Genomic DNA, 24,085 nt, shown 5'->3' with positions numbered 1-24,085 from the left:
TCCCTAGAGTGCCCAACTGAATGATGGCAACTAAGGACGTGGGTTGCGCTCGTTGCGGGACTTAACCCAACATCTCACGACACGAGCTGACGACAGCCATGCAGCACCTGTGTGCGCGCCTCCGAAGAGGACCGTGGATCTCTCCACGTAACACGCCATGTCAAAGGATGGTAAGGTTCTGCGCGTTGCTTCGAATTAAACCACATGCTCCACCGCTTGTGCGGGCCCCCGTCAATTCCTTTGAGTTTTAATCTTGCGACCGTACTCCCCAGGCGGAATGCTCAAAGCGTTAGCTGCGCTACTGAGGTGCAAGCACCCCAACAGCTGGCATTCATCGTTTACGGCGTGGACTACCAGGGTATCTAATCCTGTTTGCTCCCCACGCTTTCGCGCCTCAGCGTCAGTAATGGTCCAGTTGGCCGCCTTCGCCACCGGTGTTCTTGCGAATATCTACGAATTTCACCTCTACACTCGCAGTTCCACCAACCTCTACCATACTCAAGCGTCCCAGTATCGAAGGCCATTCTGTGGTTGAGCCACAGGCTTTCACCCCCGACTTAAAACGCCGCCTACGCGCCCTTTACGCCCAGTGATTCCGAGCAACGCTAGCCCCCTTCGTATTACCGCGGCTGCTGGCACGAAGTTAGCCGGGGCTTATTCCTCCGGTACCGTCATTATCGTCCCGGATAAAAGAGCTTTACAACCCTAAGGCCTTCATCACTCACGCGGCATGGCTGGATCAGGCTTGCGCCCATTGTCCAATATTCCCCACTGCTGCCTCCCGTAGGAGTCTGGGCCGTGTCTCAGTCCCAGTGTGGCTGATCATCCTCTCAGACCAGCTACTGATCGTCGCCTTGGTAGGCCGTTACCCCACCAACAAGCTAATCAGACGCGGGCCGATCCTCCGGCAGCAAGCCTTTCCCCAAAAAGGGCGTATCCGGTATTAGCCCTAGTTTCCCAGGGTTATTCCGAACCAGAGGGCACGTTCCCACGCGTTACTCACCCGTCCGCCGCTGACCCCGAAGGGCCCGCTCGACTTGCATGTGTTAAGCCTGCCGCCAGCGTTCGCTCTGAGCCAGGATCAAACTCTCACGTTAAAGAGATCGATCCGGCCGATCACGTCATTACTCAGACGGAGCCTCACATCGACCAAGCATCCGACGCTTCACAGCGCCAAAACACCCGTCGGTGAGCTCAAAAGAGAAACAACAGATCGGCACAAGTCTACTCACGCCAGACCCTAAGGCCTGGCCGCAAGGACAAACGCCGCCCGCGTCTCCCTTCCTCAATTCCAACTTGTCAAAGAGCCGCTCCAGTCGCCCGGAGCCCAATCAAGCAAACAGAAGATCGCCCGGCTCAACCCGCCGGCCAATCCCGCCGCTTGTCAGAAGATGGCTCAGCGCCCGGTCCACTCTCGCGGCCGGCGCCGATGAGCGGGGTATAGATCCACCAATCCCCCCCGTCAACAGGCTTGTTGCGGCGTTGAGCCGATTTTCTTGGACTCAGCCGGCGACAGGCGTGTGACGGCCGATTCGCGCCCAGGCGCGGGTGGCGTCAGGCCACGATGCTGAGGCTCATCCCGTCATAGGCCGGAACGACCCCCTCGGGCAGGCGGGCTGCCAGACTCGCGTAATCGAGGTCGGTGTGCAGGTTGGTAAGCACAGCCCGGCGGGGTTCGACCTCGGCGATGAGCGCCAGAGCTTCGGAGACGGAGAAGTGCGTCGGGTGCGGGGTGTCCCGCAGGGCGTCGATAATCAGCAGATCAAGGCCGCGGAGCCGGGCCCGGCTCTCCTCCGGAATCAGGCTGACGTCGGGCATGTAGGCTGCTGCGCCGAAGCGGAAGCCCAGGGCGGCCTCCATTCCGTGCTCCACCGGGAGTGCCTCCACGCTGACCGGACCGCCCTCCCCGCCCAGGATGAGCTCCCGACCGACGGGCAGATCGCGCAGGTCAAGGATCGGGGGATAGGCGCTCCCGGGCGGCGTCTCGAAGCAGTAGCCGAACCGGGTCGTGAGCAGCGATCGGGTCAGAGAGTCGGCGTAGACCGGGATGCGCGCGCGCATGGCGATCACCAGCGGGCGCAGGTCGTCGATCCCATGCGTGTGGTCGGCATGGGCGTGGGTGTAGAGCACCCCGTCGAGGCGCTTCACACCCGCGTCGATGAGCTGCTCGCGCAGGTCCGGAGAGGTGTCGACCAGCAGCGTGGTCCGCCCTGCCCCAGTGGTGCGCTCGACCAGGATCGAGCAGCGCCGCCGGCGGTTGCGCGGCTCCTCCGGGTCGCAGGCGCCCCAGCCGCTGCCGACCCGCGGCACCCCGCCGGAGGAGCCGCAGCCGAGGATGCGCAGGGTCAGGCTCGCCATCCGGATCTCCCGCTCCCACTCGTCACGCGGCGCTCGGAAGCGTTCCGGCGGCCTTATCGAACAGCGTGAAAAAATTCGTCGTCGTGATCCGGGCGAGCTCCTCCGCCGGTAGCCCCAGGGTCTCGGCGAGGGACCGGGCGGTGTCGGCCGTGTAGGCCGGCTCGTTGGTCCGTCCCCGATGGGGCTCGGGAGCCAGGAACGGCGCGTCGGTCTCCACCAGGATCCGGTCGAGGGGCACACCCCGGGCGATGTCGCGCAGCTCGTGCGAGCGCCGGAAGGTGACGATGCCGGAGAACGATACGAAGAGCCCGAGCTCCACCCCGGCCTCGGCCAAGCGCTTGCCGGACGAGAAGCAGTGCAGCACCGCCCGGAACGGCTTTCGGCCCATCTCGTCGGAGAGCACCCGCTCCATGTGGTCGTCGGCGTCGCGGGCGTGGATCACCAGCGGCACCTGGGCCAGGCGGGCCGCCCCGATATGGGCGCGCAGCACCCGCTCCTGCACGGCTTCGGGGGCGGCGTCCGCGTAGTGGTAGTCGAGTCCGGCCTCGCCGATCCCGACGCAGCGCGGGGTTCCGGTGGCGATCGCCGCGATCGTCTCGGCGGCGATGTCCGGCTCCTCGGCGGCGCCGTGGGGATGGGTGCCGATCGTGTACCAGACCTCGGGATGGGCCTCGGCGATCGCCCGGTAGGTATCGGCCTTGGCGACCCGGGTAGAGATTGTGAGCATTCCGGTGACGCCGGCGGCCTTGGCGCGAGCGATCACGCCCGGCAGGTCGGCGGAAAAATCCGGGAAGTCGAGATGGCAGTGGCTGTCGATGAGCATCGGGTCTCGGGCCGTCAGGCGGCCGGGGTCTCGGGGCGCTCGAAGCGCGGGAAGATGGGCGCGGGGGCGGGCAGAGCCGTGCCGGGCACGAGCCGGCCCCTCTCCCCCACAGCGGCGAGGCTGCGCCGGTCGGCCGGTACCGCCAGCAGGTCGAGGAGCTTGCCGGCCGCCCCCGGCACGAAGGGCTGGGTCAGGATGCCGAAGGCGCGCAGCGCCTCCAGCGTCGTGTAGAGCACGGCGTTCATCCGCGCCGGGTCGGACTTCCGCAGCTTCCAGGGTTCCTGAGCCGCGAAGTAGCGGTTGGCCTCTGCCACCACGGCCCAGATCTCCGCCAGAATGCTGTGCAGCGCCAGGTCGGCCATCAGGGTCCGGGCCCGCTGCGGCAGGGCGTCGGCCTCGGCGAGCAGGGCCCGGTCGGCCTCATCCAGGGCGCCGGGATCCGGCACCGCGCCGTCGCAGTTCTTGGCAACCATCGAGAGCGAGCGCTGAGCGAGGTTGCCGAGATCGTTGGCGAGATCCGCGTTGATCCGGCCGATGATCGCCTCGTGGCTGTAGCTGCCGTCGCCGCCGAACGGCACCTCGCGCAGCACAAAGTAGCGCACCGGGTCGACCCCGTAGGTGTCGGCAAGCTCGAACGGGTCGAGGACGTTGCCCAGCGACTTCGACATCTTCTCGCCCTTGGAGAGCAGGAAGCCGTGGCCGAAGACGCGTTTGGGCAGCGGCAGCCCGGCCGACATCAGGAAGGCCGGCCAGTAGACCGCATGGAACCGGACGATGTCCTTGCCGATGATGTGCAGGTCCATCGGCCAGAACGTCTTCCGGGGATCCGAGTCGTCCGGGAAGCCGGTCACCGTCAGATAGTTGGTCAGGGCGTCGACCCACACGTACATGACGTGGTTCGGATGCCCCGGCACCGGCACGCCCCAATCGAAATTGGTGCGGCTGACCGAGAGGTCCTTGAGGCCGGAGCGCACGAAGCTCGCCACCTCGTTGCGGCGCGTGTCCGGGCCGATGAAGTCGGGCTGCTCCTCGTAGAGCTTGAGCAGGCGGTCCTGGTAGGCCGAGAGCCGGAAGAGAAAGTTCTCCTCCTCCATCCACACGACCGGCGTGTCGGTGGCGAGGCTGCGGCGGCTGCCATCCTCCATCAGCCGGGTCTCGGCCTCGTCGTAATAGGCCTCGTCGCGCACCGAGTACCAGCCGGCATACTTGTCGAGGTAGATATCACCGTTGGCCTCCATCCGCCGCCAGATCTCCTGGGCGGCCGCGTAGTGGCCGGGCTCGGTGGTGCGGATGAAGCGGTCGTAGGCGCAGTCCATCCGGTCGGCCATGGCCTGGAACCGGGCGGCGGTGCCGTCCACGAAGGCGCGGGGGGTGGTGCCGGCCCGGCTCGCCGCCTGCTGGATTTTGAGGCCGTGCTCGTCGGTGCCGGTGGAGAACAGCACGTCGTAGCCGTCGATCCGGTGGAAGCGCGCGATGGCGTCGGCGGCGATCACCTCGTAGGCGTGGCCGATATGCGGCGCGCCGTTGGGATAGGAGATCGCGGTCGAGAGGCCGAAGGTCTTTCTGGATGGCGCCGGGGCGTTGGACGTCACGTCTGTGGTGTTCCGGATGATCGCGGGAGGCTGCCCGCGTTGTCGCGCGGCAGCGGCCGGGACGCAACCGCCGACGTCCGCCCTCCGGGCGAAGCGAGGACTGCCGCGCGGGGACAGAGGCCGCGGTCGTTCGGGTGGCTTGGACGAGCGCGAAGTTAAGTCTCTGGCAGCCCTATTGGGTGGAAACGGAGTACAGATCGTTCGTTCTGGGCCGGCCTGCCATGAGTTTCGCGCTCGACGTCGTCAGAACTATCGTCGCGCATCGCGGCGTCGAGATCCCGGACCCGATCATCGATCGTTGGGTGTTCGGCGAGGGGGGGCCGAGCCCGCTTCCGGCCCATCACACGCTCGACGCGATCGCCAGGCTGGCCGAGAATCAGGCCGAGTACGACCAGGTCGGAGGGATGCTCGACGCCCGATCCCGCAAGCTTCTGGGCGACATCATCACCTATCGCGCCCTCGGACCGGTCCGGTACGCGCTCCCGATGAGCACGCCGGACTATATGAACCTGTACACGCGGGCCGCGTCCCACCGCATCGGGCCCAGCGACGCGGTCTTTCCGCCGTTCCTATTCGAGACCTTCGCGGTGGATCACCTGGGACACCGACTGGAGCTCGGGGCGTGGCTGGGCAACATCGTCGCCACGTTCCTCGTCCGGCAATATTACCTGGATGGGCCGCGCAGCATTCAGCCCGAAGCCGGCGACGTGGTGATCGATGCCGGCGGATGCTTCGGCGACACGGCACTCGCTTTCGCGGCCAGCGTCGGCGAGACCGGCCGCGCGTTCTCCTTCGACCCGCTGGCCGGCGCATCAAGCGATCATGCGGTCGAACTTCGACCGCAACCCGCAGCTCAGCGAGCGGATCGCGCTCGTTCCCCACGCCCTCAGCCACGTCGCCGGAGAGCCCGTTCGGTTCGCCGCGAAGGGGGCGGCCTCGTTCATGTTCGCGCAGGGCGAGATCGAGGCCCGGACCGACACGATCGATGCGCTCGTGGAGCGGCAGGGCCTGGAGCGGGTCGATTTCATCAAGATGGATATCGAAGGTGCCGAGCGCGCCGCGCTGATCGGGGCCCGGAACACGATCGCGCGGCACAAGCCGAAGCTCGCCATCTCGGGCTATCATTCCGAGGACGATCTCATCATCATCCCGATGCTGATCAAGCGCCTGCATCCGGACTACGAAATTCACTTCGAGCACTACACCAACTTCGGGTGGGAGACGGTCGTCTACGCGGCATAGGGCGCGTCGCTGAACGGCTCCAAACGTCCGTCTTCGACTCTAGGCGACCTCGGCCAGCGCCCCGAACAGCGACAGCACCACAGGGCGTCGGTCGAGGTTGTAGATAGCGGCCTCCCGGGCGGCGCGGCCGAACCGGTCGGCGACCTCCACGAGGGCGGCGAGACGGGCCGCCGGTTCGTCCCGGCGCCGGTCGAGCTCGGCCGAGACGAAGCGCAGGACCGCGTCCTGGGCGGCCTCGAACCGCGCTTCCGCGTCCCGGCCCGCCAGGGTCTCGGCGAGCTTGAGCACCCGCCCCCAATCGGGATTGCGCGCCCGCGCCAGCAGGGTCTCCACCTCGGCCACGAGGCCGGCGGTGACCGGATCGAGCATGGCGAGCGCCCGGGCGACCGAGCCCTCGCACTGGGCCACGGCCCGGGCCAGGGCGGCCGCGTCGGGCTGCGGGAAGGACTCGGGCAGTGCGCGCACCACCGCGGCCACCGCCTCGGGCGCGAGCGGGCGCAGCATCAGCGCCCGACAGCGGGAGCGGATCGTCGGCAGCAGCCGTCCGGGCTGGTGGGAGAGGATCAGGAACAGGGCGCGTGGCGGGGGCTCCTCCAGCACCTTGAGCAGGGCATTGGCGGCGTTGGCGTTGAGATCCTCGGCGCTGTCGAGGATGCAGACCCGCCAGCCGGAATCCGCCGCCGTCGATCCGAACAGGTCCAGCGCCCGACGCACCATGTCGACCGAGATCTTGGTCGGCAGCGTCTTGGCGCCGACGGCCTTGTGGCGGCGCAGGACCACGAGGTTCGGATGCGACAGCCCCGCGACCTTGCCGGTGACGGGATCGCCCTCCGGCACGGCGAGGCCGGCCGGTCCGCCCCCCTCCGGATAGGCGAGCAGGCGGCGCGCGACCCGGTAGGCGAGCGTCGCCTTGCCGATGCCGGGCGCGCCCCCGATCAGCCATGCGTGGTGCAGGCGCCCCGCCGCGATCCCCGCCGCGAAGGCGTCGGCCGCGGCCTCGTGGCCCACCAGCCCCAGCGTCTCGCGCGGGCGCGGGATGCCCGGCAGGTCCCCGGGCTCGACGTCGTCGGCGGCGCGGTCGGTGGGCTTCATGGCGCGTCCCTGCGGGCTCCCGTCCGTCCGGTGATCCCGGCGCCGCTGCTTACAGGGATGGACGGGTGGCGCCCAGCGCCTCGGGGCGGCCTCGTACCGGCTGCCCGCGGTGGCCGGAGCCCACGGAACGCCCGAGTGCCCGCCGCATCTGAGGGCGCGGGGCGGATGTCCCGGGTCGGACGCGCGCTCACGCCGCGTCGCCGCGACTGCCCTTCCCCGGCAGCAGATCCGGCAGGCGGGCCGCCACGGCGGCCCGGATCGCGGTCTCGACCGAATCCGGGTCGCGTGACGCGTCGATCACCGTGCAGCGCTCCGGCTCGGCCCGGGCGATCGCCAGGAACGCCTCCCGCAGGCGGGTGTGGAAGTCGAGGGACTCCGCCTCGAACCGGTCGGCTCCTTTTCCAGTCCCCTGCCCCGCCCCGCGCGCGGCCGCACGCCCGAGGCCGGCCTCGGGCGGAAGATCGAGGATCAGGGTCAGGTCGGGCCGTGTCGGGCCGACGACGACCCGCTCCAGGGCGGCCACGACCCCCGGATCGAGGCCGCCCGCGGCGCCCTGGTAGGCCCGGGTCGAGTCGATGAAGCGGTCGCACAACACGGTCTCGCCCCGGCGAAGCGCCGGGCGGATCAACCGGTCGAGGTGGTCGATCCGGGCGGCGCTGAACAGCAGGGCCTCCGCGAAGGGGCCGTAGGGCTTGGCGGCGCCGCCGAGGAGCGCCGCGCGGATCTCCTCGGCCCGCGCCGAGCCGCCGGGCTCGCGCGTGACGCACACGGTCCGGCCCGTGCACGCGCGCAGGGTCGCGGCGAGGCGGGCGATCTGGGTCGACTTGCCGGCGCCCTCCCCGCCCTCGAAGGTGATGAAGGCGCCCCGCGCCTGCGCCGAATTCCCGAAGCGTGGCACGATCACGGGCGCGCGGTCACGACGGATTGGCCGCCTTGTCGCCGGCCTTGTCGCCACTCTTGTCGCCGCCCTTGCCGGCCCGGTCGAGGGCCTTGCGGACGAGCCCGGTCCCGAATTCCAGCGCCGCGTCCATGGCCCGCTGCGGCAGCGTGCCGGGCTCCACCGCGGCGCCCGCATAGAGCGGCTGATCGAGGGCGACCGTGTCGCCGCGCTGGATGCGCAGGACGCCGACCTGCTGGCCCTCCTCCACGGGGGCGACGAGCGGCCCGGTATAGACCGCCTTGGCGCTGACCCGGTCACTGGAACCGCGCGGCAGGAGCACCCGCACCGGCTTCTTCGCCACGAGGGGCACCGAGCCGGTCTGGCCGCCGAACACTGAGGCCTCGGCCACCGTCTCGCCGGCCCCGAAAATCTGCCGCGTCTCGAAGGCGCGGAATCCCCATTCCATCAGCTTGCGCGACTCCGAGGCCCGATCCCGCGCCGTCTTGAGGCCCGAGACGACGAGGACCAGGCGCTGCCCGTTCTGCACCGCCGAGCCCGTGAGCGCGTAGCCGGATTCCTCCAGATAGCCGGTCTTGAGCCCGTCCGCGCCGATGTCGAGCGCCAGCAGCGGGTTGCGGTTCTGCTGGCGGATCTTGTTCCAGGTGAACTCCTTCTCGGAGAAGATCTTGTAGTAGTCTGGGTAGGTGTCGATGATGTGCAGCGCGAGCTTGGCCATGTCCCGGGCCGTGACCTTCTGGTCGGGCGCCGAGTAGCCGGTGGCGTTGCGGAAGGTCGAGTTCGTCAGCCCGATCTCCTTGGCGCGCTGGTTCATCAGCCCGGCGAAGGCCTCCTCGGAGCCGGCCATGTTCTCCGCGATGGTGATCGCCGCGTCGTTGCCCGACTGGACGATCAGGCCGCGCAGCAGGTCCGACATCTTGATGCGGCTGTTGACCTGCGCGAACATCGACGAGCCGCCGCCACCCGCGCCGCCGCGCCGCCACGCATCCTCGGTCACGGTGAACTCCGTGTCCATCGACAGGCGGCCGGATTTCAGCGCCTCGAACACGATGTCGGTGGTCATCAGCTTGGCCATGCTGGCCGGCGAGAAGCGCTCGTCCGCCGCCTTCTCGAACAGCACCGAGCCGGAATCCGCGTCGATCAGGATCGCGTGCGGGGCCGCGCTCTGGAAGCCTTGCGCGGCGGCGCCGACGAGGCCGGCTCCCAGTGCGCAGGCGGCCGCGAGAAGGGTGAGAAAGGTCCTGCGCATCGCCGTTCCGTCCCGCGCCTGTCGTCCGGCCGGAGGAGACCCGGCCGTATCCACATAACAAGCGTGACCATATTACGGTTTCGGCGCCGGATCGAATGCCAAATGCCGCGTTGCGGTGCAGGCCGGCGATATCCGGGACGCGGCCGGACGCCTCAATAGATCCCGGCCAGTCGGGAATGCCGCGGGCCGGCCGGCGCGGCCGTCTTGGCGGGAGCGGCCGCCTTGGCGGAGGCCGCAGGCTTGGTGGAGGCCGCTGTCTTGGCCGGCACGGCGACCTTGGCGGAGGTTGCCGCGACGGAGGCTGCCCTGGCGGGGGGCGTCGCCGCGCTGGCGAGGCGGGCCATGGTGGCCTTGGCCGCGGCCGGCATGGCGGCGGGTGCGGCCTTCGCGGCCGCTCGTATCGGCGGAACGGGCGCGGCGGCCCGGGCCGGATCGGCAGCCGGGCGGTGCGGAACCTCCGCCAGGGCCACGCGGCTTGCCGGAGCAGCGGCTTTGGGGGCCGCCTTGGAGGCGGTCCGGGTGACTGCCGGGTGGACGCCCGCCTGCGGCGCGGCGCGGCCCAGCCCCGGATTGAGGCCCGCGACATTGAGGCCCGCGGCATTGAGGCCCGCGACTTGGACCGGCGCAGGACGGAAGTCCCGCGCCCGCGGCGCGGTCGGCTGCACGGCGGACGGGACCTTCACGGCGGCCGAGGCCAGCACGATCGGGGCGTGCACCGGCGCGGACCGCGGCGCCGGGGTCTCGGCGGGCTCCTCGCGCTCGGGGGCAGGCCTGAAGGCCAGCGGTGCCGGCGCCGAGCGCGCGTAGCGCTCCGGCTCCTCCGAGGGGCCGAGATCGGCCACCATCACGGTCGAGCGCCCGGCCGGCCGCCCGTCGGTGCGCAGGCTGGCGAGCAGCTTGCGGTCGTCGCTGCCGGCGACCGAGGCCTTGCCGACATACTCGACGCGCACATGCGCGGTGCCCTGGCGATGGAAGCCCAGCGCATCGGCCGCCTCTTCCGAGACGTCCATGACGCGGCCCGCATGGTAGGGGCCGCGGTCGTTGACGCGCACCACCATCGAGTAGCCGTTGTCGAGGTTGGTGACCCGGGCATAGCTCGGCAGCGGCAGGGTCGGGTGGGCGGCGGCGATCGAGTGCCGGTCGAACACCTCGCCGTTGGCGGTCATGCGTCCGTGGAAGGCCGAGCCGTACCAGGAGGCCAACCCCTCGCGCACGTAGCCGCGCGGGTCCTCCTTCGGCACGTAGGTCTGGCCGGCCACCACGTAGGGCTTGCCGGTGTAGCGGCGGCCGCCGCCTTTCGGGATCACGTCGCCCTCGTTGTAGAGGCGTGGGCTCGCCCGGACTCCGTATTTCGGGTCGATGCCGTTTCCGGCGGCGGCCTTCTGCTGGGGCGTGGTGGCGCAGTTGGCCGTGGCCAGGGCCACGCCCGAGACTGCCATGAGCCGCAGGGCGAGGCGCGCCGGCCGGGGGAGCGTCGTGCGCACCATCGTGGGGTTCACCAACTCTACGCGTGACCGAGGCCCGCACCGGACCGGAGCCGGCTGAGCCCGAAATGCGGTCAGCCGGTCCACCAAGAATTGTATCGGCCGCGTAAAGGAAGCCTGAACGGCGCCCGCGATGGAGCGCCGTTCCTTCTTCGGACGAGAGCTCATCCTGCACGTGAGAAACATCGTGCAGAAGATTGACGGCCGTCGGCAATCCGTGCCGAGTCGTCAGCGAGCTTGCGTGTCGGTCAGCTGCGCGATGGACCGGGCGCCACGCTGCTTGAACAGCAGGTCGAGGCCCTCCAGCATCAGGGCGTGCATCTTGGTCCGCTCGGCATAGGCGAGGTCCCGGAGCTGGTCGTAGACCGGCGGCTCCAGGTAGACCGACATCTGCCGGGCGCGCTGCTTGAGCGTGGCGGCCGGCTTCGGCGCCGGGGGCGCCAGGGGCAGCGACACGATCTCGGCGCCCTGCGGCCGGGCTGCCGACGGAGACTTGGCCGGCGGGCTCGCCGAGGCGACGATCGCCGCGAGGCTGAGCTTAGGCGGCTTGGACATTCTGACCCGTCCTCAGGGACTGCGTGCGGCGCTCGATCCAAGACCAGAGGCGGCGGACCTCCCCGGCGGCCTGACCCTTGGGGTTGAATTCGGTGACGCCCTGGCCGAGGCCGATCGCGTCCTGATGGTCGGTGCGTGCGACGATGTTCACGTCGGGCAGGATGCCGAGCACCGCGAGTCCGTCCGCCGCGTCGCGGACCCGATAGGAGCGCGGCGGGGTCTGGTTCAGGACGAAGGCGAACTTCTTCTCCAGCCGGTAGACGGCCGCCAGCGTTGGCTTGAACGCGCGCAGGTCCGCGGGCGTCGGCCGGCACGGGATGATGCAGAGATCCGCCGCGCGGATCGCCGAGAGGGTGCCGGTGGAATCGACCCCCGGCGTATCGATGAACACGTAATCGTAGGCGGATTCGCGCAGGCGCTCCATCACGGCGTCGATCTGCGTGGCGTCGATCTGCGCCACTTCGGGCCCGCCGGCGGTGCGGTGGTCGAGCCAGTCCGAGATCGTGGCCTGGCGGTCCATCTCCAGGATGCAGACGGTATGGCCCGCCTCCCGGGCGGCGACCGCCAGGGAGATGCACAGCGTGCTCTTGCCGCTGCCGCCCTTCTGCGTGACGAAGGTGATCGCTTTCATCCTGGGCGTCCTCCAGAAGGCCCCGCGCATCCGTCCGGGCGCTCGCGACCCCGGCCGCCGCGCCAGCTGAGCCAACCTCAGGTAGGTCAGGCGCGGCTTGCCGCGATCCTGTGACCCAAGGATGCCCCGTCGCAAGGTGCGGCCAACATGGTTAACGGGTCGTTAAGATAGGGACCTCCTGGACGTGCAGGCCTGCATCAAGATCCGGCTGCATAGGTTTCTAAACTTCAGGTTAAGTTTCCGGGCGTATAATAGGTTAACAGCCTTCCCAGATGCCCGGGGATACCGTAGCGTGGAGCGGCGGCGACATGAGGAGCGTGCTGGAGGTGAAAACCTCAAGTTTGAAGACATCGGACGTCCCGGCGAGGAATGGCATGGCCGAAGCCCCGATCCCGCAATCCGTTCTGGAGGCCTCCGGCGTCGTCGGCACCTGGGTCCACGACTACTGGGCCGGACAGCTGGCGCTCTCGGCCTCCCTCGCGGGCCTGCTCGGCCTCGACCCGGAGGCGGCTGCGACCGGCGTGTCCCTCGAAACCTTCCTGGATCGCACGCATCCCGAGGATCGCATCCGGATCGAGAGCTACCTGCACGCGGTGGCCGAGACCGGCGGCCCCATGGAGGCGGAGTTCCGCACCCGGGAAACCCGCCGGGGCATCCGTACGCTGCTGATGCGCGGCCGGATCGAGCGCGACCCGTCCGGCGGGGCGACGCGGGGGCGCGGCATCGCCATAGACCGGACCGAGGAGCAGGCCGCCAACCTCGTGCAGAGCGAGCGCGTCGTGAACCGGATGGCCGAGCACGTCATCGCCCTGCGGGATCTCGCCCGGGCCCTGCACCGGCCGGCGCTCACCGATCACATCGAGCACCTGATGATCGAGATCGGCTTCGAACTTGCGCGCTTCCTGCCCGAGCCCGAGGACGAGGACGAGCCGCGCCACTGACAGCCTGCGGCGCGCGATTGATCGCCCCCGTGCCGACAAGCTACTGTCCCGGCAAAGACTTGCCGGGAGGACGGGATGGCCCGCGACACGATCTACGACCGCGACCTCGACCGCGTCCCGGCCAACCACCAGCCGCTGACGCCCCTGCTCTATCTGGATCGGGCCGCGCGGGTTTTCCCCGACCAGATCGCGGTGATTCACGGCGCCCTGCGGCGGCCCTACCGGGATCTCTATGCCCGTGCCCGCCGTCTCGCCTCGGCGCTCGCGGGACGCGGGATCGGCCGCGGCGACACCGTGGCGGCCTTGCTCTCCAACACCCCCGAGATGATCGAGTGCCATTACGGCGTGCCGATGACCGGGGCCGTGCTCAACACCCTCAACACCCGCCTGGACGCCGCCGCGATCCGCTTCTGCCTGGAGCACGGCGAGGCCAAGGTGCTGATCACCGACCGCGAGTTCTCCCGGATCGCCGCGGCGGCGCTCGAGGGCCTCGCGACGAAGCCCCTCGTCATCGACGTCGACGATCCGGACTATGACGGCCCCGGCACGCGCCTCGGCGAGACCGACTATGAGTCGTTCCTCGCGGGCGGCGACCCCGAGCACGATTGGCGGCTCCCGGACGACGAGTGGGACGCGATCACGCTGAACTACACGTCGGGCACCACCGGTGACCCGAAGGGCGTGGTCTACCATCACCGGGGGGCGGCGCTGCTGGCGCTCGGCAACGTCATCACGGGCGGGCTCGGCCAGCACCCGGTCTATCTCTGGACCCTGCCGATGTTCCACTGCAACGGCTGGTGCTTCCCCTGGACCCTGTCGATCGTGGCCGGGACCCATGTCTGCCTGCGGCAGGTGCGGGCCGAGGCGATGTACCGGCTGATGGCCGAGCACGGGGTCACGCATCTCTGCGGCGCGCCGATCGTCATGCAGATGCTGATCAACGCCCCCGATTCCGAGCGCCGGGAGCTGCTCAAGCGCGTCGCCTTCTTCACCGCCGCCGCGCCGCCCCCCGAGGCGGTACTGGCGGGCATGTCGGACGCCGGCTTCGACGTGACCCACCTGTACGGCCTGACCGAGAGCTACGGCCCGGCGGTGGTCAATGCCTGGCACGCCGATTGGGACGCCCTGGCGGCCGACCAGCGGGCGGCCAGGAAGGCGCGCCAGGGCGTGCGCTACCCGGTGCTGGAGGCGCTCGACGTGCGCGACCCGGAGACGCTGGAGCCAGTGCCCGCCGACGGAGCGACGATCGGCGAGGTGATGATGCGCGGCAACGTGGTGATGCGCGGTTACCTCAAGAACCCGTCGGCTACGCAGGCCGCCTTCAAGGGCGGCTGGTTCCGCACCGGTGACCTCGGGGTAAAGCACCCGGACGGTTACATCCAGCTCAAGGACCGGTCGAAGGACATCATCATCTCAGGGGGCGAGAACATCTCGTCGATCGAGGTCGAGGACGCCCTGTTCAAGCACCCGGCGGTGGCCGCCGCCGCGGTGGTGGCCAAGCCCGACCCGAAATGGGGCGAGTCGCCCTGTGCCTTCGTGGAGCTGAAGCCGGGCGCCTCGCCCAGCGCCGACGAGCTGATCCAATGGTGCCGGGGACGGCTCGCCGCCTACAAGCTCCCGCGCCACGTGGTGTTCGGCGAATTGCCCAAGACCTCCACCGGCAAGGTGCAGAAGTTCGTCCTGCGGGAGCGGGCCCGGCAGGAAGAGGCCTGACCGCCGCCGGACAGGCCTGCCGGCCGCTCAGGCTCGCGGAATCCGGCGGCTTTCGGCGCGCACGGGCACGGGCTTCGGCGCAGGCCCGGCATCGCGGAGGTCGGCCAGGACCTGCGCCAAGAACGCCTGGAACGACACCAGGCTGAACAGGGTGACGGAGGCGACCAGGGCGGCGGAGACCAGGGTCTTGGCGGTTGCGGGATCCACGGCTTGGAGTCCTTGCTGGGTCTCGCCGCGGGCGATCCGGGCGAGAGGCGCCGATCGCGGCGTCGGTGCCCCCCGAAGGTGGGTGGTCCCTTGCCGCCGTGCCAGCGTCGCCGCGGTCGCGCCTGGCATGCGCGTGGGTTCGGGCTCGGCGGGCATCCCGGGCGGACGCCGCGCCCCAGCTCCCCGCGCGACTTGGCGCGCGACTTGGGATACGCAGCCTTCGAGGCTGGCCGAGCGTTGCGTTTCCCGCGATAAGCGCCCGCGCGGCACAGGGCGCATCCGGGAGAGACGGCATGGCCGGCAGCGGCATCGCGAACGGCGCTCTCGCAGCGCTGCTCGCCGTTCAGGTGGCGGCCCTGCAGGTGACGGTCCTGGCCGCCGGGCCGGCACAGGCTCAGGGGACGGTCCCCGCCCAGGTTCCGGCCCAAATTCCGGCCCAGGTCTCGGCCCAGGCGCCGTCTCAGGGCTCGACCCTGCCCCCCGACGCGGCACCGGCCGAGCCGGTGACCCGGGCGGGCTATTTCTACATCGGCGGCCGCTACCAGAAGCTCGGCGACAAGACCGTGATGGTTGGCCAAATGTTCGTGCAGTCGCGGACCCCGGCCCGGATCACGCGGCCCTACCCGGTGGTGATGGTGCACGGGCTCGCCCAGACCGGCGTGAACTTCCTCGCCACCGCGGACGGGCGACCGGGCTGGGTGCAGCGCTTCGTCGAGAAGGGCTATCAGGTCTACGTGGTCGACCAGGTCGGGCGCGGACGCTCGGGCACGAACCCGGAGGTCTACGGCCCCTACGACCGGCTCGGTACCCGCAGCCTGGAGAAGACCCACACGGCGCCGGAGGTCTACGACCTGTACCCGCAGGCCAAGCTCCACACGCGCTGGCCCGGCGGCCCCGGCGTGCAGGGCAATGCCGGCTTCGACCAGTTCTTCGCCAGCCAGGTCCCGTTCCTGGCCAACAGCCAGCAGACCGAGGAGCTGGTCGATCCCGCGCTGATGGCGCTCCTCGACCGGATCGGCCCCGCGATCCTCCTCACCCACGGCCAGGCGGCCCTGTTCGGCTGGGCGGTCTCGGATGCCCGGCCCGACCTCGTGAAGGCGCACGTGTCCGTCGAACCGAACGGGCCGCCCTTCTTCGACGTGCAGTTCCGCGGCGGCAAGGACTTCTGGGAGAAGACCGGGGACGGGCGCGCCCGCGCCTACGGGCTGACCCGCATGCCGCTGACCTTCGATCCGCCCGTGAAGGCACCGGAGGACCTGACCGTGGCGCAGCAGGCCAAGGCGGCGGACGGGCATGTCCGCTGCTGGCTGCAGGGCGAGCCCGCCCGGACCCTCCCGAACCTCGCGAAGGTGCCGGCCGTGCTGGTGACCGCGGAGGCCTCCTTCCACGCCACCTACGACGATTGCACGATCGCATTCCTGGCCCAGGCCGGCGCCAAGCCCGACGTGATCCGCCTGGCCGACCGGGACATCCGCGGCAACGGCCACATGATGATGCTGGAGACGAACAGCAACGCCGTGGCGGACGTGCTGGCCGGCTGGCTCGCAGACCGGGTGAAATAGCCCGCCCGCCCCGGCCGGGGACCGCCCCATACCCGATCCGGGTCATTCGTCCGGTCGGTGTCGGCCACCCCGTCCTCGCGCGGCGCGACAGCGACGAGCAGGGCGCTGCCGGATGGCTTCGCTGCGCCCGCTCGGACGACCGTGCCGCCGCGGTCGCTGCATCGTCCCCATTCCCTTCCGCCGATACGTGTCGCAGCCGCAACAGCTTTCGCCTTCCGCATGAAGGCCGCTTGCGGCCGCGCTTGCCTGCCCGTAGTCCGGGCCAGGGAAAGATCAATAATAACAGCAGTTTATCACAATTCTAAACAACACGGCAGCGACGCTGGGAGCTGTCCCGGTGAACGCGGCCGGCTGCCCGCGGCATCGCACACAGCTAGGTACTAATGAGAGTCGCTCGCCCCCGTCCCGGAATCCTGCGCGCCCTTCTGGCTGGCGCCTCGCTCGCCATCCTGGCGCAGGCCGCCGCGAGCCCGGTCCTGGCGCAGGACGCGACGGCGCCGCGCCGGGGCGTCACCAATCCCCCGGCCGGCGGCAGCGTGCAGCTCGACGAGATCAGCGTCGAGAGCCAGGGCGGCGGCGCGCCGGTCTCGGCGGTCCAGGCCGGTGCGGCCGCGCGCGGGGTGGAGAGCCCGACCGGCCCGATCGGCGGCTTCGTGGCGAAGCGCTCGGCCACGGCCACCAAGACCAACACCCCGCTGATCGAGACGCCGCAATCGATCACGGTCGTGGGCCGCCAGCAGCTCGACACGCAGAACGCCCAGACCCTGACGCAGGCGACCCAGTACGTCGCCGGCACCTATGCGGGGACCTTCGGCGCGGACACGCGCCTCGACTTCTTCCAGCTGCGCGGCTTCGTGGTCAGCGATTACGGCCTCTACCTCAACGGCCTGCAGCTCCTGAATTACGGCTTCGCCTACAGCCGGGTGGACACGTTCGGGCTGGAGCGCGTCGAGGTGCTGCGCGGCCCCTCCGCGGTGCTGTTCGGCGCCGGTAATCCCGGCGGCTTGATCAACCAGATCAGCAAGCGTCCGACCGAGAACCCGTTCGGGCTCATCGAGGTCGGCGGCGGCTCCTTCGACCAGCGCTACGCCGCCTTCGACGTCGGCGGCCCGGCCGACCGGGAGGGCCACTGGTTCACCCGCCTGACCGGCTATGCCCGCAACGGCGGCACGCAGGTCCAAGGCGCGCCGGACGACAGCTACTACATCGCCCCGGCCTTCACCTATAAGCCGGACGGGTCGACCAAGTTCACAGTGCTGTCGAGCTTCCAGCACGACAACACGGCGGTGACCGCGAACTTCCTGCCCTATTACGGCACGGCGCGGCCGACCGTGCTCGGCCTGCGCATCCCGCGCTCGCTCAACGTCGGCGATGCCGGCTTCAACACCTACCAGCGCGACCAGGCCTTCATCGGCTACGAGTTCGAGCACGTCTTCGACGACACCTGGGCGGTGCGCCAGAACGCCCGCTACGCCTTCACGCAGAGCTACCAGAACTCCTACATCGGCCAGCTCGGCTACGCCGATCCCCTCCAGACGCAGCTCGCCCGCTACCTGTTCCGGGATCACGCCAAGATCGCGCAGCTCGACGTCGACACGCAGGCCGAGGCCAAGTTCTCCGACGGTTTCTTCAGGCACGACTTCCTGATGGGCGTGGAGTACCGGAACTTCCAGATCCACGACAACCAAGCCTCGGGCTTCCCCGGCCCCAACCTGAACATCCTCGCGCCGATCTACGGCCCGCAGACGGTCTCGGCCTCGCCCTACCTGATCAACGCCGACTCGTTCCAGCAGGTCGGCCTCTACTTCCAGGACCAGATCAAGCTGACGCCGGAGCTGACCCTGATCCTCGGCGGCCGCCAGGACTTCGTCCAGAACACCGTCTACGACCGTCTGACGCCCGCCAACACCAACGGCCGCAACGACAGCGCCTTCACCTACCGGGCGGCGGCGATCTACAATTTCGACTTCGGCCTCGCGCCGTACATCATGTACGCGACCTCGTTCCAGCCCGAGATCGGCACGGACATCAACAACCGGGCCTTCAAGCCCGATACCGGCGAGCAGGTCGAGGGCGGCGTCAAGTTCGAGCCGCCCGGCCAGGGCTACTTCCTGACGCTGGCCGGGTTCGACATCCACCGCAACAACGTGCTCACCCCCAACCCGGTGAACACGCTGTTCAACACCCAACTCGGCGAGGTGCGCTCCACCGGGTTCGAGGCGCAGCTGGTGGCCAACGTCGCCGACGGCCTCAACTTGGTGGCGTCCTTCACCAAATTCGATTTCAGCACCGTGCGGGATCCCGATCCGGCGCGGGTCGGCAAGACGCCGGTCAACATCCCTCAGACCCTCGCGTCGCTGTTCGCCGACTACACCATCCCGACCGGGCCGTGGCGCGGCTTCGGCTTCGGCGGCGGCGTGCGCTACGTCGGGAGCTCGTTCGCCGACGTGGCCAACACCCTGCGGGTACCGGACTACGTGCTGTTCGACGCGCAGGTGCACTACGACTACGAGAACTGGCGGTTCCAGGTGAACGCGACCAACATCGCCGACAGGCGCTTCGTAGCGTCCTGCCAGTCGACCACCTCCTGCTTCTACGGCGATGCCCGGCGGGTGCTGGCGAAGGTCAGCTACAAGTGGTGAGATGGGTTATAGCGGCTCCGCGCCGGGGCGGGCCCGGGCGCGGCGCGGCAGGCGCCACCGGGAAGCCCCCGCGGTGACGCTCGTCCCATCCACGCCCTCATCCTGAGATGCGGCGAAGCCGCCTCGAAGGAGGCCTCCAGAGGGCGCCGTGATCCCTGGGGGCCCCTGCGAGGCCTGCGCTGCGCTCCGGCGCCTCAGGATGAGGGGGAGGAATGGGAACCCGGGGGACCCGGCCGTTGCTCAACCGGACGCCGCCCCGGCGACGGATTGCGGCCCGGAGAGCCGGATGGGCAAGTTGTCGATCCGCAGGGACCGGCGCAGGCTTCGCGAGAGCGCGTCGACCGCCACCGTCATGAGAGCGGTGGCGGCGGTCAGCACCACGGCCACGTCGAGGCGCGGCACGGTCTCATAGGCGTTGAGGTTGAGGCCCTGGGCGCGTCGGCCCGGTAGGGAATCGCGTCGGCGTGCCGGCCCATCAGATAGGCGATGATTCCGGCATTGTGCAGCGCCAGCGCGATGATCGCCGGCAGCATCGAGGGACCGAGCAGCTGCAGGCAGAGATAGGCCAGCATGTATTCCGGCGTGGAGCGGACCACGACCAGCAGCGCGCGTCCGAGGGGCCGGCCGAGCGGCCCGGCGAAGCGCCGCGCGGTGAGCGGGAACAGCATCAGCGCCCCGAGGGCGGTGGCCACCAGGGCGATCTGCGCGAGAATCAGGGTCTGGGCCGTGCCGGGCAGGACCTGCTCGCCCAGGATCGGGTGCAGCCAGGACCAGAGCCGCGCTCAAGTCTCGGGTTCAGCCAGGGACGCGCCGCGCAGGGGCGCCGGCACGATGTCGTGGCCGAGGAGGCGCGCGAGGCTCGGCCCCACCGCGGCGCTGCCGATGGCGAGCGGCAGTGCCAGCACGGCGCCGGCCAGCAGGAGCGCCACGGTCCGGGCGCGCACCCAGAGCCGGCGCGTGCCGATCAGGACGTCGAAGATCAGGAGCAGGGCGCCTGCCTCTGCGTAGCGGCCCTGGCGGAAGGCGGATTCGAAGGAAAAGCGCATGGTCGGCAGGCCGATGAAGCCGAGCACGAGGCTGGAGCGCAGGCCGCATTCGAGTCGGTAGAGAGTGTCGTCGCGCATCCGCCCGGCCACCTCGGGCAGGCGGGCGTACAGGAAGGCCGAGACCGTCCCGATGCCGGCGCGCAGCAGCCGGACGGCCGCGAGGTCGGCCTCCTCGATGATCTCGGCCGCGCCGGGCCGGTTCATCGGCCAGGCCCGCAGCCCCCGATTGCCCGCATGCCGATCCTGCGGGCAGAAGGCCGGGATCGTGCCGCAGCGATCAGCGGTGGTGGCGGCGCATCATGGGGCGGTGATGGCGGCGGTGCATCATGCGGTGGCGCATCGTCCGCGACTGCATCCGCGCGTTGCGGTGCATCCCGCCGAAAGTGCCGTTGCCCTGAGCGGCGGCGTTCCTGCTGAGGCCGTCGCCGGGGGCGGCCAAGCCCGGGCCGGCAGCGCCGAGAACGAGTCCGAGCGCGAGCGTCGCGCCGAGGATGATCTTGTTCATGGGAGAGGATGTCTTTCCGCGACCCTGCGCCGCGCGGACCGAACGGATCAGCCTGACGGGTGTTCCGGGAGCAGGCGCGGATCGGGACGCGGCATCCTGCAGCAGGCCGGGATCTTCCTCCTGGGGCCGACCGCCCCGTTCCCAAGCGCTCAGGCGTTCGTCTCGAGCGCCCACAGGGTGAGCGGCCCCGGCAGCGCGGCATCCGGCACCGGAACGGCCCGGATCCCCGCCGGCAGCCTGTCGCCCGCCAGGGCGAGGAAATCCCCCGAGGCCGCGACCTCGATCTCGGCCGCCTTGGCCCGGGCCTCGATCCGCGACAGGGCGTTCATGGCGGGTCCCAGCACCGTGTACTCGGCCCGCACGCCGTCGTCGAAGACGCCGACCAAGAGGTCGCCCGCGTGCAGGGCGACCACGACCCGCAGGGTGAAGAGCCCGTCGGCCGCCCGCCGGGCGTTGAGGGCGGCGAGCCGTCGGCGGATCGACAGGGCGCAGGCCAACGCCGCCCGCGCCTGCACGTCCGGGCGGCCGACCACGAACTGCACCAGCACCGCGTCGCCGACATACTTGTCCACGAGGCCGCCCTGCTCGGCCACGGCCGCCTGCGCGGCCGCCCGGACGGCGAGCAGGGCCGCCACCATCGTCTCGGACGGGTGCTCGCGGGAGAGCCGGGAGAAGCCCCGGATGTCGAGGACCATCAGGCAGGCGTGGCGCCGGTGGATGCCGAGGCTGGAATCCCCGTCCTCGGCGGCGAGGTCGAGGGCGACCGCGTCCGGCACGAAGCGCGCGAGCTGGGTCCGCTCGTGCTCCATGCGCAGGGCTCGCGCCACCGCGCTCCGCAGGCGGGTCATCCCGTCGATCACCAGGAGGCCCGCCGCCACGAAGGTGGCGAGCCCGGTGATCTGCGCCGTCGGGAAGGTGTCTGGGCCCGGGAACAGCTCCGGATGCGCCAGCCCGATCAGGAAGGCCGCGCTCCAGCACACGGTGACGAGCCCGCAGAACAGCAGCGTCTGCGCCACCCGCATGCTCAGGCCGGTCTGGAGCAGGAGCAGGAAGGCCGGCAGGCGGCTCACCGCATCGGCGCCGAGGCCCGCGCCGCCGCCGGCCAGCATGTGCTCGATGATCACGTAGACCGCGAGCCCGGCATTGAGAACGGTCCCGGCCCAGCCGTAGGCGTTCGCAAGCCGGCCCCCGCGCCGCTCGCCCAGACCGAACCAGACCGTGCCGAGGCCGTAGAGGCCGAGGATGAACCAGTGGCTCAGGGCGTGCAGCGAGCCGTCATAGGCCTGGGCCGCCATGAGCAGCACCAGCACGATGATGGCGCGCAGGCCGAGCAGGCGCAGACCGCCGCCCGCCTGCATGGCGCGCAGCACCGCCGCGTCGTCCGCACCCGCGGCCACCCGGCTCTCGGCCGGGATCCGGGCGGTCCGCAGGGCGGGAAGCGGCGGGCTCTCGGCGCCGCCGGAGGCCATCAGCCGCCCCGGCCGAGGCGCCGGGCCGCCGTGAACCGGTTGAGGAAGCGCGGCTCCTTCTCGGGGGCGATCCGCACCGCGAGGTGCAGGGTGCCGTCGGCCTCCGCGCGGCGGTCGAGGATCTCGGCGTTCTCGTAGAGCCAGTTCAGCGCCGCCCCGTCCTCCGGCGGCAGCGTCACGGCGAAGCTCGCGCGGTTGCGCCCAATCCGCGCCTCGATCCGGGCCGTGAGGGCGGCGAGCCCCTCCCCGGTCAAGGCCGAGACCAGAACCGGTGCGGTGCTGTCGCGGTCGTTGCGGGTCTTGGTCTGGCCGCTGAGGTTCAGCAGCCGCGTGCGCTCGGCCTCGTCGAGGAGGTCGGCCTTGTTCCAGACCTCGATGATCCGGTCGGTGCTGGTCTCGATGCCGAGCTCGCGCAGGACCTCGCCGACATCCTCGGCCTGCGCCTCGGAATCGACGTGAGAGACGTCGCGCACGTGCAGCAGCACGTCGGCCTCGATGGCGTCCTCCAGCGTCGCCCGGAAGGCGGCGATCAGCGGGGTCGGCAGATCGGAGATGAAGCCCACCGTATCCGACAGGATCACGGTCTCGCCGTGGGGCAGCTTGGTCGCCCGGGCGGTGGGGTCGAGGGTGGCGAACAACATGTCCTTGGCGGTGACCTCGGCCCGGGTCAGGGCGTTGAACAGGCTCGACTTGCCGGCATTCGTGTAGCCGACCAGCGCCACGATCGGGTACGGCACCCGCGCCCGGCTCTGCCGGTGCAGACCGCGGGTGCGCACCACCGCGTCGAGATCGCGCTCGATCCGGGTCATGCGCTCCTGGATCATGCGGCGGTCGGCCTCGATCTGGGTCTCGCCGGGGCCGCCCAGGAAGCCGAAGCCGCCGCGCTGGCGCTCCAAGTGGGTCCAGGAGCGGACGAGGCGGGACTTCTGGTAGGCGAGGTGCGCGTGCTCCACCTGGAGCGTGCCCTCGCGCGTCGAGGCGCGGCGCCCGAAGATCTCCAGGATCAGGCCGGTCCGGTCGATGACCTTGGCGCCCCAGGCCTTTTCCAGGTTGCGCTGCTGCACCGGCGAGAGAGCGCAGTCCATCACCACGAGGCCGATCTCACGGGCCCGGATCAGGCCGGCGATCTCCTCGACCCGGCCCTTGCCGAGATAGGTCGAGGGCCGGATCCGCGGCAGGCTGACGGCGAGGCTCTCGACCACGTCGAGCTCGATGGCGGCGGCCAGCCCGGTCGCCTCGTCGAGGCGCGCCTCGACGGAACGGGTGGGCGCGGCCGGTCCGTGTCCCGACCCTTGCGCGCCGCGCGCCAGATAGGGCCCGATCACCAGGGTGTGGGTCGCCGCGGCGATCTCGCCCTCGGGGGCGGCCTGCGCCTGGAGGCGGGCTTCGCCGGACGTCAGGGTTTCGGTCATGCAGCCTTTGGACACCGCCGGAGGCCGGCGGCTTCGTTCGAGAGGTCGGACCGTCAGAATGGGGATGCGGGCGGGCCGGGCCAAGATGCCGGCAGGGGGCGGAAACAGATATCCGTCGGCAAGTTGGGGCCTTCACCCCCCGCAGTGGCGGCGCTGTTCACACAGCGGCTTTTGCAGGGCGCGACAGGCCTCCTCTCCCGTGCGGGAGAGGGGGCCCGCGTTCCGTCCTGATCCCTGTCGTCGGACCCGTTACACGCTTCGGCCGGTGACCCTCACGCCTTCTCGGCGGTCTCGTCCGGTTCGAACAGCTGCACCGGGTGACCCGGCATGATCGTGGAGATCGCGTGCTTGTAGACGAGCTGGGAATGGCCGTCCCGGCGCAGCAGCACACAGAAATTATCGAACCACGTCACCACGCCCTGGAGCTTGACGCCGTTGACGAGGAAGATGGTCAGCGGGATCTTGTTCTTGCGGACATGGTTGAGGAACGTGTCCTGAAGGTTCTGTGCGCGTTCGCCCGCCATCTTCTTGGCCTTCTTGTTGTCCCGGTTCGGTCCGTCCGGGATGGGTGCGCCGCGGGCCGGATCGTCCGATCACCCCGTCCGCGGCCGTGTATACAAACACCATGACTTCGCGAAAGCGTGGGCGCAAGCAACCCCCGCTG

The 24,085-nt window shown here is 70.1% G+C and carries 22 protein-coding genes and 1 rRNA gene (1 of these 23 cut by a window edge); 5 read left to right on the top strand and 18 right to left on the bottom strand.

The window, feature by feature from the left end:
• The 4 genes from ACYCO6_RS14215 to metG all read right to left on the bottom strand — a co-directional run.
• Positions 1–1,097 (bottom strand): 16S ribosomal RNA (locus ACYCO6_RS14215); it reaches 387 nt to the left of the window's first position.
• A 457-nt stretch (positions 1,098–1,554) separates the two neighbouring features.
• A complete protein-coding gene (locus tag ACYCO6_RS14210) occupies positions 1,555–2,358 on the bottom strand; it encodes an MBL fold metallo-hydrolase (RefSeq protein WP_459772392.1) in 804 nt (267 codons plus the stop codon).
• Positions 2,359–2,380: 22 nt separating this feature from the next.
• The gene (locus tag ACYCO6_RS14205) at positions 2,381–3,181 is read right to left on the bottom strand and encodes a TatD family hydrolase (RefSeq protein WP_459772391.1); all 801 of its coding nucleotides are present in this window, start codon (positions 3,179–3,181) and stop codon (positions 2,381–2,383) included.
• 14 nt (positions 3,182–3,195) lie between these two features.
• Positions 3,196–4,773, bottom strand: coding sequence for a methionine--tRNA ligase (gene metG / locus ACYCO6_RS14200; RefSeq protein ID WP_459772390.1), 1,578 nt, complete (start codon positions 4,771–4,773; stop codon positions 3,196–3,198).
• 822 nt (positions 4,774–5,595) lie between these two features.
• Here metG and ACYCO6_RS14195 point away from each other — a divergent pair.
• Positions 5,596–6,015, top strand: coding sequence for an FkbM family methyltransferase (locus ACYCO6_RS14195; RefSeq protein WP_459772389.1), 420 nt, complete (start codon positions 5,596–5,598; stop codon positions 6,013–6,015).
• A 39-nt stretch (positions 6,016–6,054) separates the two neighbouring features.
• On the opposite strand, the gene ACYCO6_RS14190 is transcribed toward ACYCO6_RS14195, so the two are convergent.
• The 6 genes from ACYCO6_RS14190 to ACYCO6_RS14165 form a co-directional block, all read right to left on the bottom strand.
• Entirely contained in the window at positions 6,055–7,107 is a 1,053-nt protein-coding gene (locus ACYCO6_RS14190; RefSeq protein WP_459772388.1) for a DNA polymerase III subunit delta', read from the bottom strand.
• A gap of 187 nt (positions 7,108–7,294) precedes the next feature.
• Positions 7,295–8,011, bottom strand: coding sequence for a dTMP kinase (gene tmk, locus ACYCO6_RS14185; protein ID WP_459772387.1), 717 nt, complete (start codon positions 8,009–8,011; stop codon positions 7,295–7,297).
• Between the two features lie 10 nt (positions 8,012–8,021).
• Positions 8,022–9,254: a D-alanyl-D-alanine carboxypeptidase family protein gene (locus tag ACYCO6_RS14180; protein WP_459772386.1), complete on the bottom strand. Its 1,233-nt coding sequence runs from the start codon at positions 9,252–9,254 to the stop codon at positions 8,022–8,024.
• Between the two features lie 152 nt (positions 9,255–9,406).
• Positions 9,407–10,741: a septal ring lytic transglycosylase RlpA family protein gene (locus ACYCO6_RS14175; protein ID WP_459772385.1), complete on the bottom strand. Its 1,335-nt coding sequence runs from the start codon at positions 10,739–10,741 to the stop codon at positions 9,407–9,409.
• Positions 10,742–10,966: 225 nt separating this feature from the next.
• Positions 10,967–11,293 carry a ribbon-helix-helix domain-containing protein gene (locus ACYCO6_RS14170; RefSeq protein WP_459772384.1) on the bottom strand — a complete coding sequence of 109 codons (327 nt, stop codon included), beginning with the start codon at positions 11,291–11,293 and terminating at the stop codon, positions 10,967–10,969.
• Complete coding sequence (locus ACYCO6_RS14165) at positions 11,277–11,924, bottom strand: AAA family ATPase (protein ID WP_459772383.1); 648 nt, start codon at positions 11,922–11,924, stop codon at positions 11,277–11,279. Before ACYCO6_RS14165 ends, ACYCO6_RS14170 begins: the two co-directional genes overlap by 17 nt.
• Before the next feature lie 374 nt (positions 11,925–12,298).
• Here ACYCO6_RS14165 and ACYCO6_RS14160 point away from each other — a divergent pair, with 374 nt between their 5' ends.
• Both ACYCO6_RS14160 and ACYCO6_RS14155 read left to right on the top strand, forming a co-directional pair.
• Entirely contained in the window at positions 12,299–12,865 is a 567-nt protein-coding gene (locus tag ACYCO6_RS14160; RefSeq protein ID WP_459772382.1) for a PAS domain-containing protein, read from the top strand.
• Positions 12,866–12,940: 75 nt separating this feature from the next.
• The gene (locus ACYCO6_RS14155; RefSeq protein ID WP_459772381.1) at positions 12,941–14,578 is read left to right on the top strand and encodes an acyl-CoA synthetase; all 1,638 of its coding nucleotides are present in this window, start codon (positions 12,941–12,943) and stop codon (positions 14,576–14,578) included.
• Positions 14,579–14,605: 27 nt separating this feature from the next.
• Here ACYCO6_RS14155 and ACYCO6_RS14150 read toward each other — a convergent pair whose 3' ends face one another.
• Positions 14,606–14,914: a hypothetical protein gene (locus ACYCO6_RS14150; protein ID WP_459772380.1), complete on the bottom strand. Its 309-nt coding sequence runs from the start codon at positions 14,912–14,914 to the stop codon at positions 14,606–14,608.
• Between the two features lie 164 nt (positions 14,915–15,078).
• On the opposite strand from ACYCO6_RS14150, the gene ACYCO6_RS14145 reads away from it, so the two are divergent.
• Together ACYCO6_RS14145 and ACYCO6_RS14140 are read left to right on the top strand one after the other, a co-directional pair.
• On the top strand, positions 15,079–16,347 hold the full coding sequence (locus ACYCO6_RS14145) for an alpha/beta hydrolase (protein ID WP_459772379.1): 1,269 nt from the start codon (positions 15,079–15,081) through the stop codon (positions 16,345–16,347).
• A gap of 383 nt (positions 16,348–16,730) precedes the next feature.
• Positions 16,731–18,989, top strand: a complete 2,259-nt coding sequence (locus ACYCO6_RS14140; RefSeq protein ID WP_459772378.1) for a TonB-dependent siderophore receptor — start codon at positions 16,731–16,733, stop codon at positions 18,987–18,989.
• A 240-nt stretch (positions 18,990–19,229) separates the two neighbouring features.
• Here the strand turns inward: ACYCO6_RS14140 and ACYCO6_RS14135 are convergent, their stop codons facing one another.
• From ACYCO6_RS14135 to hfq, 7 genes are all read right to left on the bottom strand, one after another.
• On the bottom strand, positions 19,230–19,391 hold the full coding sequence (locus ACYCO6_RS14135) for a hypothetical protein (RefSeq protein ID WP_459772377.1): 162 nt from the start codon (positions 19,389–19,391) through the stop codon (positions 19,230–19,232).
• A complete protein-coding gene (locus ACYCO6_RS14130) occupies positions 19,361–19,681 on the bottom strand; it encodes a hypothetical protein (RefSeq protein WP_459772376.1) in 321 nt (106 codons plus the stop codon). Before ACYCO6_RS14130 ends, ACYCO6_RS14135 begins: the two co-directional genes overlap by 31 nt.
• Before the next feature lie 90 nt (positions 19,682–19,771).
• Positions 19,772–20,239: a hypothetical protein gene (locus ACYCO6_RS14125; protein WP_459772375.1), complete on the bottom strand. Its 468-nt coding sequence runs from the start codon at positions 20,237–20,239 to the stop codon at positions 19,772–19,774.
• A gap of 73 nt (positions 20,240–20,312) precedes the next feature.
• Positions 20,313–20,540, bottom strand: a complete 228-nt coding sequence (locus ACYCO6_RS14120) for a hypothetical protein (RefSeq protein ID WP_459772374.1) — start codon at positions 20,538–20,540, stop codon at positions 20,313–20,315.
• Between the two features lie 149 nt (positions 20,541–20,689).
• Positions 20,690–22,009: an adenylate/guanylate cyclase domain-containing protein gene (locus ACYCO6_RS14115; protein WP_459772373.1), complete on the bottom strand. Its 1,320-nt coding sequence runs from the start codon at positions 22,007–22,009 to the stop codon at positions 20,690–20,692.
• On the bottom strand, positions 22,009–23,421 hold the full coding sequence (gene hflX, locus ACYCO6_RS14110; protein WP_459772372.1) for a GTPase HflX: 1,413 nt from the start codon (positions 23,419–23,421) through the stop codon (positions 22,009–22,011). The genes ACYCO6_RS14115 and hflX overlap by 1 nt, the downstream gene beginning before the upstream one ends.
• Before the next feature lie 272 nt (positions 23,422–23,693).
• Positions 23,694–23,945, bottom strand: coding sequence for an RNA chaperone Hfq (gene hfq, locus ACYCO6_RS14105; RefSeq protein WP_007563033.1), 252 nt, complete (start codon positions 23,943–23,945; stop codon positions 23,694–23,696).
• Positions 23,946–24,085: the final 140 nt, after the last annotated feature.

The organism is Methylobacterium sp. CM6257 (genome assembly GCF_054611515.1).
Note: the sequence above shows the minus strand (reverse complement) of the source record. Positions and strands in the feature narration are given on the sequence as shown.

Excerpts from the sequence above, each read along its gene's own strand:
- ACYCO6_RS14125 (WP_459772375.1), bottom strand. The coding sequence starts at position 20,239 with ATGAACCGGCCCGGCGCGGCCGAGATCATCGAGGAGGCCGACCTCGCG.
- ACYCO6_RS14155 (WP_459772381.1), top strand. The coding sequence starts at position 12,941 with ATGGCCCGCGACACGATCTACGACCGCGACCTCGACCGCGTCCCGGCC.
- ACYCO6_RS14165 (WP_459772383.1), bottom strand. The coding sequence starts at position 11,924 with ATGAAAGCGATCACCTTCGTCACGCAGAAGGGCGGCAGCGGCAAGAGC.
- ACYCO6_RS14180 (WP_459772386.1), bottom strand. The coding sequence starts at position 9,254 with ATGCGCAGGACCTTTCTCACCCTTCTCGCGGCCGCCTGCGCACTGGGA.
- ACYCO6_RS14195 (WP_459772389.1), top strand. The coding sequence starts at position 5,596 with ATGCGGTCGAACTTCGACCGCAACCCGCAGCTCAGCGAGCGGATCGCG.
- ACYCO6_RS14150 (WP_459772380.1), bottom strand. The coding sequence starts at position 14,914 with ATGCCAGGCGCGACCGCGGCGACGCTGGCACGGCGGCAAGGGACCACC.
- hfq (WP_007563033.1), bottom strand. The coding sequence starts at position 23,945 with ATGGCGGGCGAACGCGCACAGAACCTTCAGGACACGTTCCTCAACCAT.
- ACYCO6_RS14140 (WP_459772378.1), top strand. The coding sequence starts at position 16,731 with ATGAGAGTCGCTCGCCCCCGTCCCGGAATCCTGCGCGCCCTTCTGGCT.
- ACYCO6_RS14120 (WP_459772374.1), bottom strand. The coding sequence starts at position 20,540 with ATGAACAAGATCATCCTCGGCGCGACGCTCGCGCTCGGACTCGTTCTC.
- ACYCO6_RS14205 (WP_459772391.1), bottom strand. The coding sequence starts at position 3,181 with ATGCTCATCGACAGCCACTGCCATCTCGACTTCCCGGATTTTTCCGCC.
- ACYCO6_RS14170 (WP_459772384.1), bottom strand. The coding sequence starts at position 11,293 with ATGTCCAAGCCGCCTAAGCTCAGCCTCGCGGCGATCGTCGCCTCGGCG.
- ACYCO6_RS14115 (WP_459772373.1), bottom strand. The coding sequence starts at position 22,009 with ATGGCCTCCGGCGGCGCCGAGAGCCCGCCGCTTCCCGCCCTGCGGACC.
- hflX (WP_459772372.1), bottom strand. The coding sequence starts at position 23,421 with ATGACCGAAACCCTGACGTCCGGCGAAGCCCGCCTCCAGGCGCAGGCC.
- ACYCO6_RS14190 (WP_459772388.1), bottom strand. The coding sequence starts at position 7,107 with ATGAAGCCCACCGACCGCGCCGCCGACGACGTCGAGCCCGGGGACCTG.
- ACYCO6_RS14145 (WP_459772379.1), top strand. The coding sequence starts at position 15,079 with ATGGCCGGCAGCGGCATCGCGAACGGCGCTCTCGCAGCGCTGCTCGCC.
- ACYCO6_RS14175 (WP_459772385.1), bottom strand. The coding sequence starts at position 10,741 with ATGGTGCGCACGACGCTCCCCCGGCCGGCGCGCCTCGCCCTGCGGCTC.
- ACYCO6_RS14210 (WP_459772392.1), bottom strand. The coding sequence starts at position 2,358 with ATGGCGAGCCTGACCCTGCGCATCCTCGGCTGCGGCTCCTCCGGCGGG.
- ACYCO6_RS14160 (WP_459772382.1), top strand. The coding sequence starts at position 12,299 with ATGGCCGAAGCCCCGATCCCGCAATCCGTTCTGGAGGCCTCCGGCGTC.